Source organism: Photobacterium kasasachensis (assembly GCF_050336885.1).
Lineage (GTDB): Bacteria > Pseudomonadota > Gammaproteobacteria > Enterobacterales > Vibrionaceae > Photobacterium > Photobacterium kasasachensis.
Window position 1 is genome coordinate 65,392 of record NZ_JAKJSH010000021.1, and the last position, 18,558, is coordinate 83,949.

9 protein-coding genes are annotated in these 18,558 nt (G+C 54.8%); 7 read left to right on the forward strand and 2 right to left on the reverse strand.

Features of this window, described 5'->3' with window-relative positions:
- Both L4D19_RS24240 and mnmL read right to left on the reverse strand, forming a co-directional pair.
- Complete coding sequence (locus L4D19_RS24240; protein WP_428454587.1) at positions 1-1,881, reverse strand: diguanylate cyclase domain-containing protein; 1,881 nt, start codon at positions 1,879-1,881, stop codon at positions 1-3.
- A 146-nt stretch (positions 1,882-2,027) separates the two neighbouring features.
- Positions 2,028-2,960 (reverse strand): tRNA modification radical SAM protein MnmL/YtqA, encoded by a 933-nt coding sequence (gene mnmL / locus L4D19_RS24245; protein WP_428454608.1) that lies wholly within the window; start codon positions 2,958-2,960, stop codon positions 2,028-2,030.
- Positions 2,961-3,576: 616 nt separating this feature from the next.
- Here mnmL and gltB (L4D19_RS24250) point away from each other — a divergent pair.
- From gltB (L4D19_RS24250) to btuF, 7 genes are all read left to right on the forward strand, one after another.
- Positions 3,577-8,124 (forward strand): glutamate synthase large subunit, encoded by a 4,548-nt coding sequence (gltB, locus tag L4D19_RS24250; protein WP_428454588.1) that lies wholly within the window; start codon positions 3,577-3,579, stop codon positions 8,122-8,124.
- Positions 8,117-9,589, forward strand: coding sequence for a glutamate synthase subunit beta (locus L4D19_RS24255; protein WP_428454589.1), 1,473 nt, complete (start codon positions 8,117-8,119; stop codon positions 9,587-9,589). The genes gltB (L4D19_RS24250) and L4D19_RS24255 overlap by 8 nt, the downstream gene beginning before the upstream one ends.
- A gap of 444 nt (positions 9,590-10,033) precedes the next feature.
- Positions 10,034-14,497, forward strand: a complete 4,464-nt coding sequence (gene gltB / locus L4D19_RS24260) for a glutamate synthase large subunit (protein ID WP_428454590.1) — start codon at positions 10,034-10,036, stop codon at positions 14,495-14,497.
- Positions 14,498-14,511: 14 nt separating this feature from the next.
- Entirely contained in the window at positions 14,512-15,924 is a 1,413-nt protein-coding gene (locus L4D19_RS24265; RefSeq protein WP_428454591.1) for an FAD-dependent oxidoreductase, read from the forward strand.
- 138 nt (positions 15,925-16,062) lie between these two features.
- Positions 16,063-16,761: a 5'-methylthioadenosine/S-adenosylhomocysteine nucleosidase gene (gene mtnN / locus L4D19_RS24270; protein ID WP_428454592.1), complete on the forward strand. Its 699-nt coding sequence runs from the start codon at positions 16,063-16,065 to the stop codon at positions 16,759-16,761.
- Positions 16,761-17,717 (forward strand): cobalamin biosynthesis family protein, encoded by a 957-nt coding sequence (locus L4D19_RS24275; RefSeq protein ID WP_428454593.1) that lies wholly within the window; start codon positions 16,761-16,763, stop codon positions 17,715-17,717. The genes mtnN and L4D19_RS24275 overlap by 1 nt, the downstream gene beginning before the upstream one ends.
- Positions 17,718-18,539, forward strand: coding sequence for a vitamin B12 ABC transporter substrate-binding protein BtuF (gene btuF / locus L4D19_RS24280; RefSeq protein ID WP_428454594.1), 822 nt, complete (start codon positions 17,718-17,720; stop codon positions 18,537-18,539).
- Positions 18,540-18,558: the final 19 nt, after the last annotated feature.

The window sequence follows — 18,558 nt, forward strand, 5'->3', positions numbered from 1 at the left end:
TTAACAATCGCTGTCAGACATCGACATAGTACAGTTTCGTCCGGCCGCCTTGGCCTTATACAAGGCAACATCCGCCATTTCGACCAAGTCACCATAATCTTGGGTGGGAAGCGGCACAATAGTGGCTACGCCCAGACTGACGGTCAGCTTGGTATCGACATCGGAATAGTGGTGAATGATCTCCTTTTCCGCCATATGCCGATGGACTTTCTCGGCAACCACCTCACCACCTCTGATATCGGTATTGGGCAGCAAGAAAGCAAACTCTTCGCCGCCATAACGTGCAACCTCGTCCGTCTCGCGCTTGACGACCGAGCGGAAGACTTTCGCCACTTCACGCAAGGCAAAATCGCCTTGCTGGTGACCATAGTTATCGTTGAACGCCTTAAAGTTATCGATATCACAAAGGATCAGGGTCAGCGGCTTCTGTTCCCGGATATGGCTATGCCAGAGCTTGCGCAGCTGCTCGTCAAAGCTACGTCGGTTGGCAACCTTGGTCAGGCTATCGACAAAGCTCATCTCCTGCAGTTCCATAATCGCATCGGCCAACTGCTGCTCAGCCATCTTGCGCTCCGTCACATCACGGGCCATCACCAGTACCCCGGCGGTTCCGTCCGTCGGATCGCGATAAGGCGACTTCACCATCTCATACCAGATAGGGGTACCGTCCTCCAAAATCACATAGTCATCCATTTTTATTGCTAAGCCATCCCGGAGCACCTGCTGATCGGTTTCCTGAAACAGTTCCCACTTATCCGGCTCAAGCACCTCAGAAGCAGCCTTGCCCAATAGCTCCTCCTGCCTGAAGCCGAGCGAGCGGGCAAACGGTTCATTGCACCCTACATAAATGCCATGCTCATTATAGAGACCAATCGGGTCCGTACTGGCATTCATAATGCTGTCCAGCAACGTATTGCGCTGGGCCAGCGCCTGCTCGGTGATTTCGCGCTTCTCGATCTCCTGCTTCAGGCTTTCCTGCATCTCATGCCAGTCTGTCACATCATGGCTGATACTCAGGGTGCCTATCGCCTCGCCGTTATCGCCGATCAGCAAGGTCTTATTGGTCTCCAGCAACCGGCTGGAACCATCCGGTGCCGTGGTCCAGGTATGGCTTGAGGTATTTGTCGTATTCACGTTGTCCTCGTCATCCATAACCCCCTCGCGGATCCGCCCGCGCCAGAAACGATCAAAGGCTCGGTTGGTACCAATGATATGACCTGTCTTGTCCTGGAAGTACACCAGCTCGGCCAGCGAATTCAAGACCTGCTGGAAGACCCGCTGCTCTTGCTCCAGTTTGGTTGCCGAGGTTGGTTTCTGTGGTTTGACGATAAACAGCAGCCAGGCCGACTGCCATTGATACCGCACCGGTTGGCCAGATACCGTCAGCTTCAGCACCCGCCCGCGGGCAAGGTGTAGCTCTTCGCTCACATTGCGAAAACCGCGACGAAAAGGAAAAGGTCGCAGAAAGTCGAACATCATCTGGGCACTGATTTCATCCGGGTATACATAGCGACCACCCAGCTTGCGGATACCAAGCAGCTCACGACAGCTCTTGTTACCGTACAGCAGGGCACCGTCTTTGCGTCGAATGATAACGACGGCTATCGGCATATGGGTCAGGGAGGCGTGCAACTTACGAAAGGAGGAAGAGTCGAGATGATGCAAAAGCAATACAATCAACCCTCCCCCGACAATAATGACCATCAGCACCAGGGTAAAAACGAGAATAGAACTATTGAGGCTGTCGACCGTTTCCAGTGCCAACCCCGGAAACGGGGCAAGGAGGCAGGCAATGGCAAAGCAAAGGCGTGTCGGTGCCAGAGGGGTTATCCGGCATAGTTTCCGGAGGAAACTCCCTGTTTTTTTCCGGTTGTACGTCATCGAGGTCCCTTGAATACCAGTTGCCCTTAACTGGCGTTCAAGGCAACTGGCTGAATCTAGAGCAATGGCTGGCAGCATGCTATTAATTGAATATTTACTTATTAGGCTACTGCTAATCTACCATATTTCTACTTTCTACCAAGATCCTACTTAACAGGCTGATAAATAAATGGCTGGTCCAGGGCACTTCCCTGAGCGCCGGCCTGATCAAGGCGGCGGCCAATTTCCGTCATCGCCAGCCAACGGTTCTCACACCAGGTAGGGGCCAGCAAAGTCGGACGTCGGGCACTGGCAGAGACCCGGTGATACACCACCTCCGGCGGCGTCAGGCGGATCATCTCCGCGGCAATATCGCTGTAGCACTCCAGGCTGATCTCATCCAGCCTGCCGGCCTTCCAGGCCTGCCCCATCTTGCTTCCCTCGACAATGTGCAGCGGATGCAGCTTTATACCGTCAGTGCCCGCCGCGACAGTACGTACAATCGTATCCAGGTTATCCGCCTTGCTGTCACCCGGCAGCCCGACAATCAGGTGGGTACACACCTTAATTCCGAGTGCCCTGGCCCGTTTGGCAATATTCTCGTAACAGGCAAAGTCGTGGCCGCGGTTTATCCGCTTCAGGGTCTTGTCATTGGCAGTCTGCAGTCCCAGCTCGAGCCAGATTTCATAACCCTGCTGGTGATAACCGGCCAGTAGCTCAAGCACCGCATCCGGCACGCAGTCAGGCCGGGTACCGACACACAACCCGACAATATCAGCCGCTTTCAGCGCTTCTTCGTACATTGCCTTGAGAGTCTGCACCTCGGCATAGGTGCTGGTGTAGGCCTGAAAGTAAGCCAGATAACGCTTGGCTCGATTAACCTCCCCGGCACGCTGGGCAAGCTGTTGCTGGATAGGCAGGTATTGCGCCTGCTCATCGGCAAACGAGGCAACATTGCAGAAGGTGCAACCACCACGGCCAATCGTGCCATCACGGTTTGGGCAGCTGAAACCGCCATGCAGGGTGAGTTTGTGTACCTTCTCTCCGTAGCGGCGTTGTAAATCCTGTCCAAACGTATTGACTAGCTCGTGCAACTGCATCATGTCACCTAAGGGGTAAAAGAAAAAAGCAGCGCAGACTAACACCAATTGGTCTGCCAAAGTTTGTGCCAAAGCAATAAACTTCGCTTAATCCCGCCTGCTGTAGCACTCCTACAGTGTGTTGACATAAAACTACAAAACTAAATCCGTGCAACAGCCCGTTAACCATGCTTATAGAAGGGTTAATTCACAGGGGAAAATTCCGCTTATTCATAGTGAGAACCATTATCGAATAAAAAATCAATAAATGGCTCTATAAATTCATATGACTAGCAATTTTATGCTAAGCGACCGCCATTTTTTGTTGGTAATTAACAAATCAAAATTGTAGGATAGTTACAGCTGTGTGCAATTTATGAACAATAATTGTGACGTTTTCACCCCTAAGAATAGTGATTTATGTCACCACCTCTAAGTAGTCGTAGAACTTTTGCAAACCAGAGCAAGGGTGCTACAGAATTTAGTTTGCTAATGATTCGAAACATCATCCCACAGCAAACACGCGTTTCACCGGCTGGACAGGAGTCCTTTTAACACCGGTCGCGATGCCAAAAAACAAATTAGGGATAACTCAGTCATCAGGATTGATGTCTGTTGAAACTGGAAGGAAGTATCTATGACAGATCAAGAGCTTAATGCTCAGGGACTTTACGTGCCTGAATTGGAGCACGATGCCTGCGGTATCGGCTTTGTGGCCCACCTGAAGAACCGCAAATCCCATGAAATTGTAACCCAAGCCCTTGATATGCTTGCTCGGATGGAACACCGTGGCGGTCAGGGTTGCGATCCATGCAGCGGTGACGGTGCCGGTATTCTGCTACAGAAGCCCCACGAATTTTTACTGGAAGAAACCGTCAAACAGGGCATTAAACTCCCATCGTTTGATCAGTACGGTGTCGGTGTGGTGCTCTTTCCAAAAGATGAGTACAAACGCCAGCAATGCCGCGATATTCTAGAGCGCAACGCCAAACGCCTGGATCTTGAAGTCATCGGCTACCGTGTACTGCCCGTTGACAACTCGATGATCGGGGACGACCCGCTCAGCACCGAACCACAGTTTGAGCACGTATTTATTACCGGCGGTGCAAATCTGGATCCAGCCGTTCTCGAGCGTAAGCTGTATGTACTGCGTAACTACACGGTACGCGTCTGCCTGGAAAGCGTCTCCAATATCGGTGATGATTTCTATATCAACTCGCTGTCTTACAAGACACTGGTATACAAAGGCCAGCTAACCACAGAGCAGGTTCCCCAGTACTTCCTGGATCTGCAGAATCCAACCATGGTGACGGCGCTGGCGCTGGTACACTCGCGCTTTTCGACCAATACCTTCCCGAAATGGCGTCTGGCCCAGCCTTTCCGTTACATTGCCCATAACGGTGAAATCAACACCGTGCGCGGCAACCTGAACTGGATGAAGGCGCGCGAGGCGATCCTAGAATCAGATCTGTTCAGTCAGCAGGAAATCGACATGCTGCTGCCTATCTGTCAGGAAGGCAGCTCGGATTCATCAAACTTCGACATGGCCCTGGAACTGCTGGTGCTTTCTGGCCGTAGCCTGCCGCATGCCCTGATGATGCTGATCCCGGAAGCATGGCAAGAAAACAAAAACATGGATCCGAAGCGTCGTGCATTCTACCAGTACCATGCCAACGTCATGGAACCGTGGGATGGCCCGGCATCGGTATGTTTCACCGATGGTGTCCAGGTAGGTGCAACCCTTGACCGTAACGGTCTGCGCCCTTCTCGCTATACCGTGACCAAGGACGACTTCCTGGTCATGGCATCAGAGTCCGGCGTGGTTGAAATCGAGCCGGAGAACGTCCAGTTCCGTGGCCGTCTGCAGCCGGGGCGTATCTTTGTCGCCGATCTGGAACAAGGCCGCATCATCTCTGACGAGGAAGTCAAAGACAGCATTGCCTCGGCGCAGCCATACGAGCAGTGGGTGAAAGATAACCTGCTAACGCTCAAGGCCCTGCCTGAAGCGGACAACATGCACCACCAGCCAACACCTGAACGCCTGCTTCACCATCAGCAAGCCTTCGGTATGAGCTCGGAAGAAGTCAACGATATTATCGTTCCGCTGGCAAAAACCGGTTACGAGCCACTCAGCGCCATGGGTGCCGACTGGCCGCTGGCCGTGCTTTCGCACCAGTCCCAGCACCTGTCGAACTACTTCAAGCAGCTGTTTGCCCAGGTGACCAACCCGCCGATCGACCCGATCCGCGAGCGCATGGTCATGTCACTGAACACCTACCTTGGTAAAGATCAGAACCTGCTGAGTGAAACGCCTGAGCACTGCCAGAAGGTTGAACTGGAATCACCGGTTTTGTCCAATGCCGAACTGGAAAAACTGCGTGCTATCGATAACGAGCACCTGCAGGCCAAGACACTGGATATCGTATTCCGTGCCAACGGTGAACAGGGCAAGCTTGAGCGCGCACTGAAGCGTATCTGCCAGTACTCGGAAGATGCGGTTGTCGACGGCTACTCGATCATCATCCTGACTGACCGTGCCGTTAACTCAAACCATGCCGCTATTCCGGCAATGCTGGCAGTCGGCGCAGTTCACCACCACCTGATCCGCAAAGGCCTGCGTGCCAAGTGTGACATCATCGTCGAAACCGGTGATGCCCGCGAGACGCACCACTTTGCGACTTTGGTCGGCTACGGTGCCAACGCAGTTAACCCGTATCTGGTTACCGAAACTCTTGTTGACTTGCAGAACAAGCGTAAGCTTGATCCTGAAGTATCGACCGAAGAGCTGTTCAATAACTACCGCAAGGGCGTTAACGGCGGTCTGCTCAAGATCTTCTCGAAAATGGGGATCTCGACCCTGCAGTCCTACCACGGAGCCCAGATCTTCGAAGCGCTCGGGATCAGCAAAGCCGTGGTTGATAAATACTTCACCGGTACCGTTTCCCGGATCCAGGGTCTGACTATCGATGATATCGCCCAGGAAGTCCTGATCCGCCACCGTGTCGGCTATCCGACCCGCGAGATCCCAATCCAGATGCTCGATGTCGGCGGTGTCTACCAGTGGAAGCAGCGCGGCGAGAAGCACCTGTTTAACCCGGAAACGATTTCCCTGCTGCAGCAATCGACCCGTAACAAGGATTTTGCCCAGTTCAAGCAATACGCCCATGAAGTTGACGCGCAAGGCGACAATGCCGCCACCCTGCGTAGCCAGCTGGAGTTCATCAAAAATCCGGCCGGCTCGATTCCGCTTGCCGAGGTAGAGCCTGCTGAGAATATCCTCAAGCGCTTTGCCACCGGGGCAATGAGCTTCGGCTCCATCTCCTACGAGGCGCACTCGACCCTGGCCGTAGCGATGAACCGCATTGGCGCGAAATCGAACTCGGGCGAGGGCGGTGAAGATCCGACGCGTTTCGAGAAAAAAGACAATGGAGACTGGGAGCGCTCTGCCATCAAGCAGGTCGCATCAGGCCGCTTCGGGGTAACCTCCTACTACCTGACCAACTCTGACGAAATTCAGATCAAGATGGCACAGGGTGCCAAGCCAGGTGAAGGCGGTCAGCTACCGGGTGACAAAGTCGATGACTGGATCGGTGCAACCCGTCACTCCACGCCGGGTGTCGGCCTGATTTCGCCACCGCCGCATCACGATATTTACTCGATCGAAGATTTGGCCCAGCTGATCTACGACCTGAAGAACGCCAACCGTGCCGGTCGCGTTAACGTGAAACTGGTATCCGAAGCCGGTGTCGGTACGATCGCTTCCGGTGTTGCCAAGGCAAAGGCGGACGTTGTTCTGATTGCCGGTTTCGATGGCGGTACAGGTGCATCGCCGATGTCATCAATCCGCCACACCGGTCTACCTTGGGAGCTTGGCCTGGCCGAGACTCACCAGACCCTGCTGAAAAACGGTCTGCGTAACCGTATCGTTGTCCAGTCTGACGGCCAAATGAAGACACCGCGTGACCTGGCTGTCGCCACCCTGCTGGGTGCCGAAGAATGGGGTGTGGCAACCGCTGCGCTTGTTGTCGAAGGCTGTATCATGATGCGTAAGTGTCACAAGAACACCTGTCCTGTCGGCATCGCAACCCAGAACAAAACGCTACGTGAGCGCTTCGACGGCCGCGTAGAAGACGTCGTGACTTTCTTCCAGTACATGGCGGAAGGCCTGCGTGAAATTATGGCCGAGCTTGGTTTCCGGACTATTGATGAGATGGTCGGCCAGTCACAGAAACTGAAGATCCGTGAAGATATCGGTCACTGGAAATACCAGAACCTCGATCTGAGCCCGGTATTGTTCACCGAGCAAGCTCGTGATGAAGACGGTATCTTCAACCAGCGCGAGCAAGACCATAACCTGGAAAATGTCCTTGACCGCAAACTGATTGAAGCGGCAGCCCCTGCCCTTTATGAAGGCAAGCAGGTCGATGCCGAGTTTGACATCATCAATACTGACCGTAGTGCCGGTACCATGCTGTCGAACGAGATCTCCAAGATCTACAAAGACCAGGGTCTGCCTCAGCCACTGAACGTGAAATTCAAAGGCTCGGCGGGTCAGAGCCTCGGTGCCTTCCTTGCCAAGGGCGTGAAGTTCGAAGTTGAAGGCGATGCCAACGACTACTGGGGTAAGGGCCTGTCCGGCGGCACACTGGTGCTGTACCCGGATGCCAACTCTGACATTGTCCCTGAAGACAACATTGTCGTCGGTAACGTCTGTTTCTACGGTGCGACCTCGGGTGAATCTTACATCCGCGGTTTGGCAGGCGAGCGTTTCTGTGTCCGTAACTCGGGTGCCAAAGTGGTCGTTGAAGGTGTCGGTGACCACGGTTGTGAATACATGACAGGTGGTGTGGCCGTTATCCTTGGCCAGACAGGACGTAACTTCGCAGCCGGTATGAGCGGCGGTGTCGCCTATGTCTGGGATCAGTTCGATGATTTCGAAACCAAGCTAAACCCAGAGCTTGTCGACCTGGATCCACTGGAGCAGGAAGACAAAGAATTACTTCATGACATGCTAACCAAACACGTTGAGCTGACGGGCAGTACGGTGGCACAGACTTTCCTTTCCAACTTCGAGGGTAACCTGGAGAAGATGGTGAAAGTGATGCCAAGGGATTACAAAGCTGTATTGCAAAAGCGCAAAGCGGAAGCAGAAAACAAGGAAGAGTTGGAGGCCGTAAATGGGTAAGCCTACTGGATTTTTAGAATTTGGCCGTGAACTGCCACAAAAACTGGATCCAAGCGTTCGTATCCAGGACAACAAAGAGTTCGTTCTTAACGAAGAGTTTGGTGACAAGATCAATACACAGGCGTCACGCTGCATGGATTGCGGTGTGCCTTTCTGTCACAACTCATGCCCGATCGGCAACATCATTCCCGAGTTCAATGATGCGGTTTATCGTGACAGCTGGGAGGAAGCGTGGAACATCCTAAGTTCCACCAACAACTTCCCGGAGTTTACCGGTCGTGTCTGCCCGGCCCCTTGTGAAAGCGGCTGTGTACTGGGTATCAACCAGGATCCCATCACGATTTGTAATATCGAGAAGACCATTGTCGAAACTGCCTATCGCGAAGGCTACGCCAAACCGAAAACCCCGCGTTCCCGGACCGGCAAAACCGTCGCCATTATCGGCTCGGGCCCTGCCGGGCTTGCCGCAGCCGAGCAGCTAAACAGTGCCGGCCACTGTGTGACCGTGTTCGAGCGTGACGAAAAGGTCGGTGGCCTGCTGCGCTTTGGGATCCCGGACTTCAAACTCGGTATGAATATCATTGATCGCAAGATCAATCTGATGGCCGAGGCTGGCGTTAAGTTTGAGGTCAATGCCCATGTCGGCGTGAACATCAATGCCCAGCAGCTGCGTCAGGACTTTGATGTCGTGCTGCTGACCGGTGGCTCGACCGTGCCTCGTGATTTGCCTATCCCGGGACGCGATCTGAAAGGCGTACATTTTGCCATGGAGTTTTTGGGGCAGAATAACCGCCGTGCCAACGATATGGACCTCAAGACCGAGGAAATCCATGCCAAGGGCAAGCACGTTGTCGTCATCGGTGGCGGTGATACCGGCTCTGACTGTGTCGGTACCTCGAACCGCCACGGTGCCGCCAGCATCACCCAGGTAGAAATCATGCCGATCCCGCCAGAGAAACGCCCGGTCAACCAGCCATGGCCTTCCTATCCGATGATAATGAAGACCTCGACCTCTCACGAGGAAGGGTGTGATCGTCACTGGAATATTCTGACCAAAGAGTTCATCGGTGACGAAGCCGGCAACGTCAAAGCACTGCGTATTGCCGATATCCAGTGGCAAGAAGCCAAGCCTGGCGAACGCCCGGGGTTTGAGGAAGTAGCCGGTTCAGAGCGTATTATCCCATGTGATCAGGCCTTCCTGGCAATGGGCTTCCTACACCCGGAACCAACCGGTGTGCTGGCTCAGCTGGATATCAAGCTAGATGATCGCGGCAACGTAGCGACCGAGGGCTTTGCCACCAACCAGAAAGGCGTATTTGCCGCTGGGGACATGCGTACCGGGCAATCGCTGGTCGTTCGCTGCATCAATGAAGGCCGCGAATGTGCACGTGAAATCGACAATTACCTAATGGGTAATTCTAACCTGGAAGCAAAAGCCAATTCGCTTATGCTATCTAGAGCCTGATTTCAGTCCGATTTATGCTAACCACCAAGCCAGCTCCCAGAGCTGGCTTTTTTATAATTATTCTTTCGACTTAGCCACATATTGCCACCCACTCCCTCTCTGAGGTATCACGATATTCTGTGATAACAGCCGTTTTCAGAACACAGCCCAACCCTGAAGCACTTCTAAGAAAGTTCTCATTTTTCATACAGTTCCAAGTACTTTTCAGCCCCAGCCAAATGTAAACAAAGTGTTTAATGCCAATCAAAAAAGTCAGAATACCAATGCTTTATACAGAAAAGTGGCGGTAATTCCTGGGTTTAGACCGTTTTGTGATGGAAATTTGACCTTTTTGTAAATTATCGTTAACTTCAAATATTGCTGGAAGCAGAAATGGCGATCAGGGAGATTGCCATAAATATGCAGTAATCCTGCTCGAATGAGCAGAAGCAAGGGAGAGTTGCAATGACACTGTATGACCCAACGCTGGAAAAAGATAACTGTGGTTTTGGCCTTATCGCCCATATCGAAGGGGAAACCAGCCACAAACTTGTCCGTACAGCTATATCCGCATTGGATCGTATGACCCACCGTGGCGGCATTGCCGCGGACGGCAAGACCGGCGACGGCTGTGGCCTGCTAATGAAAAAGCCTGACGACTACTACCGAATTGTCGCCGAAGAGGCAGGCTGGAAGCTCGCCAGAGAATATGCCGTGGGCATGATCTTCCTCAGTCAGGATCCCGTCAAGGCCGAGCAGGCCCGGACTATCATCAATGAAGAGCTGGCGAAAGAGACCCTGTCAATCGTTGGCTGGCGAGAAGTACCGGTCAACCCGAACGTCCTGGGCCCGATAGCATCCGAGTCACTCCCCCAGATAGAACAGGTCTTTGTCAATGCGCCGGCGGGCTGGAAGCCCCGCGATGTCGATCGCCGACTCTATATTGCCCGTCGCCGGATAGAAAAACGCATCAGTGATGATCCTGACTTCTATATCTGTAGCCTGTCGACCCAGGTCACTGTTTATAAAGGGCTGTGCATGCCCGCTGATTTGCCGAAGTTTTACCTGGATCTGGGCGATCTGCGCCTGGAATCCTCGATCTGCCTGTTCCACCAGCGCTTCTCGACCAACACCCAGCCACGCTGGCCGCTGGCACAGCCATTTCGCTACCTCGCCCATAACGGCGAGATCAATACCATTGCCGGTAACCGCCAGTGGGCCAGGGCCCGGGCCTATAAGTTTTCCTCGCCGCTGTTGCCGGATCTGCAGACCGCGGCCCCTTTTGTCAACGAAACCGGTTCGGACTCCTCAAGCCTGGATAATATGCTGGAGCTGTTCCTGTCCGGCGGTATGGACCTATTTCGCGCCATGCGCATGCTGGTCCCGCCGGCATGGCAGAACCACCCGGACATGGATCCGGAACTGCGTGCCTTCTATGATTTCAACACCATGCACATGGAACCCTGGGACGGACCGGCAGGTATCGTGATGTCCGACGGCCGGTATGCGGCCTGTAACCTCGACCGCAACGGCCTGCGTCCGGCACGCTATGTGATCACCAAGGATAAGCTGATCACCCTGGCCTCCGAAGTCGGGATCTGGGACTACGCGCCGGACGAAGTGGCCGAAAAAGGCCGGGTCGGCCCCGGTGAGTTGCTGGTGATCGATACCAAGTTCAGCAAAATCTGGCACTCGGCCGATATCGACAGCGAGCTGATGAGCCGCCACCCGTATAAAGACTGGATGGACAGTCACGTCAAACGCCTGGTGCCGTTCGAGGCACTTGGCGAGGAGCAGGTCGGCAACCGCTCGCTGGATGATGCCGAGTTGCAAACCTACCAAAAGCTCTTCGGTGTCAGCAACGAAGAGCTGGATCAGGTACTGCGTGTGGTAGGCGAAAACGGTCAGGAAGCCACGGGCTCGATGGGAGATGATGCCCCGATGGCCGTACTGTCATCGAAAGAACGAGCAATCACCGACTACTTCCGCCAGATGTTTGCCCAGGTCACCAACCCGCCGATCGATCCCCTTCGGGAAAAACACGTGATGTCGCTGGCAACCTGTATCGGGCGTGAAATGAACGTGTTCTGCGAAACCGACGGCCACGCCCACCGTGTTGCCTTCAGCTCGCCGGTTCTGCTGTACTCTGATCTGGTCCAGCTGCTGGAGCTCGATAACCAGTACTACCGCAACAGCATTATTGATATTAACTACGATCCGAACGAGAAGGATCTTAAGCAGGCCATTGTCGATATCTGTGATCAGGCCGAGCGGCTGGTTCGAAACGGTACCGTCCTGGTGGTACTGTCCGATCGCGGGATCAATAAAGAAAAACTCCCGATCCCTGCCGCCATGGCTGTTGGCGCAGTACAGACCCGGCTGGTCTCGACCAACCTGCGCTGTGATGCCAATATCGTTGCCGAAACAGCTACCGCCCGCGATCCGCACCAGTTCGCCGTCCTGCTCGGCTTCGGTGCAACAGCGGTCTATCCATACCTTGCCTATGAATCTCTCGGCAAGCTGACCGACAGCGGAGCGATTAACAAGCCGTATCGCGACGTCATGATTAACTTCCGTAACGGCATGAACAAAGGCCTGTACAAAATCATGTCGAAAATGGGGATCTCGACGATTGCCTCCTACCGCTGCTCGAAGCTGTTCGAGGCCGTCGGGCTCAGTGACGAGGTGGTCGAGCTGTGCTTCCAGGGCGTATCCAGCCGGATTGCCGGGGCAGACTTCAGTGATTTTCAGCAGGACTTATTTAACCTCTCGCGCCGCGCCTGGCTGAAACGCAAACCCATTGAAAACGGCGGCTTGCTGAAGTACGTTCACGGCGGAGAGTTCCACGCCTATAACCCGGATGTCGTCGGCACCTTGCAACAAGCGGTTAAGACAGGTGACTACCAGGACTATCTGGCCTTTGCCAAACAGGTCAACGAACGCCCTGTCGCGGCACTGCGTGACTTATTGAAGCTGAAAGACACTGACAGCCCGATCGATATTGATAGTGTCGAGGCGGCCACCGAACTGTACAAACGCTTTGACTCGGCCGCCATGTCTATCGGCGCCCTGAGCCCGGAAGCCCACGAGGCTCTGGCCATTGCCATGAACCGACTGGGCGGCTACTCCAACTCCGGCGAAGGCGGGGAAGATCCGCGCCGCTTCGGCAACGAGCGAAACTCGCGCATCAAGCAGGTGGCTTCCGGCCGCTTCGGGGTAACACCTCACTACCTCGCCAATGCCGATGTCATCCAGATCAAAGTAGCCCAGGGCGCGAAACCGGGCGAAGGCGGTCAGCTTCCCGGCCATAAAGTGACAACCGAAATTGCCAAGCTGCGCTTTGCCGTACCGGGGGTCACCCTGATTTCACCACCGCCCCACCATGATATTTATTCGATTGAAGATCTGGCCCAGCTGATTTTCGACCTGAAACAGGTGAACCCGAAAGCCATGGTCTCGGTCAAACTGGTGTCGGAACCCGGCGTCGGTACCATCGCCACCGGTGTCGCCAAGGCCTATGCCGACCTGATCACCATCTCCGGCTATGACGGCGGAACCGGTGCCAGTCCGCTGACCTCGGTCAAATACGCGGGTAGCCCATGGGAGCTCGGCCTGGCCGAAACCCAGCAGGCGCTGGTGACCAACGGCCTTCGCCATAAAATTCGCCTCCAGGTCGATGGCGGCCTGAAAACCGGCCTGGATGTCGTCAAGGCAGCCATTCTGGGAGCCGAAAGTTTCGGCTTCGGCACCGCACCTATGGTTGCCCTGGGCTGTAAATACCTCCGTATCTGCCACCTCAACAACTGTGCAACGGGCGTCGCCACCCAGGATGAGAAGCTACGTCGCGACTTCTTCAAGGGGCTGCCTGAGCAGGTGATGAACTACTTTGTCGGTCTGGGCCAGGAAGTCCGCGAACTGCTGGCACAACTTGGCGTCGAAAAGCTCACCGACCTTATCGGGCGTACCGATCTGCTCGAGGTGCTGGAAGGCTACACCTCCAAGCAGAGCAAGCTCGAACTTGACGGCCTGCTGCATGCACCGACGCCGGTCGCTGGCAAAACCCTGTATTGCAGCGAGCCAAACACCCCGTTTGATACCGCCGAGCTCAGCAACACCTTGCTCGAGGAAGCCTTACCGGCAATAGAAAGCCGCAGCGGGGCCGACCTGTACCATGACATTCGCAACACCGACCGCTCCATTGGCGCGCGCCTCTCCGGAGAGATCGCCCTGCGCTACGGTAACCAGGGCATGGCTGCCCAGCCCATCAACCTGCATCTGTCAGGCACTGCCGGTCAGTCGTTCGGGGTATGGAACGCCGGCGGCCTGAACCTTCACCTTACCGGCGATGCCAACGACTATGTCGGCAAAGGGATGACCGGCGGCAAGATCAGTATCCGTCCACCGGTTGGTTCTGCCTATAAATCAAACGAGGCAACCATTGTCGGCAACACCTGTTTGTACGGGGCCACCGGCGGCAAGCTCTTTGCAGCCGGAACCGCAGGCGAGCGTTTCGCGGTACGTAACTCGGGTACAATCGCCGTGGTCGAAGGGGCCGGCGATAACGCCTGCGAATACATGACAGGAGGCATCGTTGCCATTCTCGGCAAGACAGGCGTAAACTTCGGGGCAGGCATGACAGGAGGTTTTGCCTATATCCTTGATGAAGATGGCGACTTTGCCGGGCGCGTCAACCCGGAGCTTATCGAGGCACTGCCGCTGGGCGGACTGAAGATCCATCAGGAGCACCTGCGCGGTCTGATTGACCGCCATCTGGAAGAAACCGGTTCGAGCCGCGCCCAGGAAATTCTGGCCGATTTTGACCGCTGGATCCCGATGTTCTACCTCGCCAAACCCAAGTCTGCCGACGTAAATACCCTCTTGGGTCATCAAAGCCGTTCTGCCGCTGAACTGCGTGTTCATGCACAATAAGGGAGGGAAACCGTATGAGCCAGAACATATACCAATTTATCGATGTTGCGCGGGTTGATCCGGCAAAGAAACCGCTCAATATCCGCAAAATCGAATTCGTAGAAATCTATGAGCCCTTCACCCAGCAGCAGGCCGGTGCCCAGGCAGATCGCTGCCTGGGTTGCGGCAACCCGTATTGCGAGTGGAAATGCCCGGTCCATAACTACATCCCGCAATGGCTCAAACTGGCCAACGAAGGACGGATCATCGAAGCGGTCGAGCTGTCGCACCAAACCAACACCCTGCCGGAGGTCTGTGGCCGGGTATGCCCCCAGGACCGCCTGTGTGAAGGCGCCTGTACCCTCAATGACGATTTCGGTGCCGTGACCATCGGCAATGTCGAAAAGTACATTACCGACAAAGCATTCAAAATGGGCTGGAAACCGGACATGTCCGCGATCGAGTGGACAGACAAGAAAGTAGCCATTATCGGTGCCGGCCCTGCCGGCCTGTCCTGTGCCGACATTCTGGTCCGAAACGGGGTCAAACCTGTGGTGTTTGACCGTTACCCGGAAATTGGCGGCCTACTAACGTTCGGGATCCCCTCTTTCAAACTGGAGAAAGAGGTAATGATCAACCGCCGCGAGATCTTTACCGAGATGGGGGTCGAGTTTCAGCTCAATACTGAAGTCGGCAAAAACATCCAGATGGAACAGTTGCTGAGTGATTATGATGCCGTATTCCTCGGCGTCGGAACCTACAAGAACATGCGGGCAGGATTGGAAAACGAGGATGCCGAGGGCGTTTACGATGCCCTGCCTTTCCTCGTATCCAACACCTACCGGGTGATGGGGCTGGACGGCAACAAAGACTTCACCGACATGAAAGGAAAAAAGGTCGTGGTACTCGGCGGCGGGGATACCGCAATGGACTGTGTCCGCACCTCGGTTCGCCAGAGCGCGACGGAGGTCATTTGTGCCTATCGCCGTGATGCGGCCAACATGCCAGGCTCCAAGCGCGAGTATAAGAACGCCCGCGAGGAAGGCGTCAAGTTCATGTTCAACCTGCAACCGCTGAGCATCAACATCAACGATCAGGGGCAGGTTACGGGGATCAACATGGTCAGAACCGAGCTGGGATCACCGGATGAAGCCGGTCGCCGCCACCCCGAACTGGTCGAGGGCAGCGAACATGTCATCGAGGCCGATGCCGTGATCATGGCCTTCGGTTTCCAGCCTCACAGCATGCCATGGCTGGAGCAGTATAATGTCGAGCTGGATCAGCGCGGCCGTATCAAGGCACCATCCGAAGGGGCTTTCCAGTTCCAGACCAGCAATGCCAAGATTTTTGCCGGGGGCGATGCCGTACGAGGCTCTGATCTGGTCGTTACGGCGATCGATGAGGGACGCAGGGCGGCCGAAGGGATCCTCGATTACCTGGAAGTATAACGTTGTAGTCTCTTCTGCAACTCCACGAAGCGGGAATGCCCCTCAAGGCCATTCCCGCTTTTTATTGGTTCATGTTACAATTCTTGCCACACGTGCTCCTGCCTGGGAGCCTCAATTTACCGACAAGAGAACGAATTGATGAAAATCGGCATTATTGGTGCGATGGAACAAGAAGTTGCCATCCTGAAAGCGCAACTGACCAACAGCGAAACTCACAACAAAGCGGGCTGTACGTTCTATACCGGTACCCTAAATGGTGCAGATGTTGTCTTGTTGCAATCGGGCATTGGCAAGGTAGCGGCGGCCGTGGGTACTGCGGTTCTGCTTGAAGTTTTCCAGCCTGATGTAGTGCTAAATACCGGCTCGGCCGGTGGATTCGATTATAGCCTGAACCTGGGTGATGTGGTTATCTCGACCGAGGTTCGCTACCACGATGCCGATGTTACGGCATTCGGTTATGAAATCGGCCAGATGGCCCAGCAGCCTGCGGCGTTCATCTCGGATGAAAAGCTGATGAATACGGCAGAGCAGGCACTGACGGCAATGGGTGATATGCATGCCGTGCGTGGCCTGATTTGTACCGGTGATGCCTTTGTCTGCTCAGCCGAAAAACAAACCTTTATTCGTGACAACTTCCCAAGCGTCGTTGCCGTTGAAATGGAAGCGGCTGCTATCGCCCAGGCGTGTCACCAGTTCGAAGTACCATTTGTTGTCGTTCGCGCTATTTCTGACGTGGCCGACAAAGAGTCGCCAATGAGCTTCGAAGAGTTCCTGCCGCTGGCAGCGAAGAGCTCATCAATCATGGTGGCCAAAATGGTTGAGCTTCTTAACCAGTAATGACAGAGGCCCTAGCGTTACTGCTTGATAACAGCTCCCTGCTTGTCTTGTGGGGAGCTTTAGCCATGCATTGGCTACTCCCAATTCCGACCCAGCTCCATCCACTTCGCATCTGGCAGCAACTTGCCATTGTGATTGCCGACAAAGTCAACAAACCCGACGAGCCTCGTAAACAGCAACTGCTCTCAGGCAGCCTGGCCTGGTCGCTGATGTGGCTGACCGTGATGATCCTGCTGGTGGCACTGTATCAGCTGGTATGGATTGAGAGTATGTTCCACCTGGTCCTGTTGTGGCTGGCGCTGGACTGGCGATCAACAGCCAAGCTAAGCAAGCAGTTTATTGGTGCCTACAGCCGTGAAGACAAAGCAACCTGCCGCCAGTTGCTGGAAACCCCGCTGAACCGGGAAACCCGCAACCTGTCTCTGCTTGGCCTCGGCAAAGCCGGCGCCGAGACCCAGTTGCTCGCCTATGGCCGACTGGTCGCCGGTGTCTTGTTCTGGTACGCCCTTGCCGGTGGCATAGGTGCCCTGATGTACCGACTGGCAGTCAGCCTAGCCCGAGTCTGGTCGCCCAGCCGTCAGCATTTCCACACCTTCGGTCTCCCAGCCGTTCGCATTCTCGCTACCTTAGACATAATTCCGCTGCGCATCTTCGCTCTGCTATTCTGCCTCGGCCATAACGGCAAAGCTGCCTTGCAGGGGATCATTCAGCAGGGAGAAAACTGGCTGTTACCCGGCCCCGGATGGCTGCTGGCGGCGACCGGGCATAAACTGTCCCTGTCTCTCGGCGGTCCCGCTATTTACGGTAACCGCAAGATGGAGCGCCCACGCCTGGGCGGGAAAATTGCCCCGGCAGCTTTTCATCTCGCACAGATAGACAAGATCGCCAACAACCGCCTGCTGGCCTGGGTGGCGATACAAAGTGTGCTTATCGTTATTTTCCAAGGAGTCCTCTAAGTGCGTCTGGCTTGTCTCTGGCTATTGCTGTTCTCGTCGGTCACTATTGCGGCCCCCGCTCAACGCGTGATCAGCCTGTCCCCGCATACAACCGAACTCGCTTTTGCCGCCGGGCTCGGCCAACAGCTTGTTGCGGCCAGTGACTATAGTGACTACCCGGAAGCCGCCAAGTCTCTTGAGCGGGTTGCCAACTACCGCGGTATCAAGCTCGAACGTATTGTGGCACTAAAGCCCGATTTGATCCTGGCCTGGAAAGGCGGAAATCCGCCTCGCGAGATGACCAAATTGGAACAGCTTGGGTTTACCATTTACTACTCGAACCCGCTGGAACTGGAAGATATCCCGCATGCCATAGAAACACTCGGGCAATATTCGACTAATCCGAAGCAGGCCAAGCAGATTGCCGATGACTTCCGCCAGACCTTAACCGCGCTTAAAAGCAAATATAGCGACCAGCGCCCCGTTAAGTACTTTTATCAGCTCAGCAGCTCGCCGATCATTACCGTCGCCGACAACAGCTGGCCCAGCCAGGTGTTTGCTCTTTGCGGCGGCATAAACATCTTTGCCGATAGCCCAGCAGCCTACCCGCAGGTTTCCGAAGAACAGGTAGTGGTCCGCCAGCCAGAGGTTATATTCGGTTCCCGGCATTCAGGAACGGAAACCAGCGCTTGGCAACAGTGGCAAGGCAAGTTGCCAGCCATCGATAACCAGCACGTTTTTACCCTTCAGGCAGATTGGCTTAACCGGCCAACACCCCGTACAATCAAGGCCGTAGAGCAAGTGTGCGAGCGCCTGAACCAGGTAAGAAACAGCAGCCTGTAACAGGCATTCAACATTCATT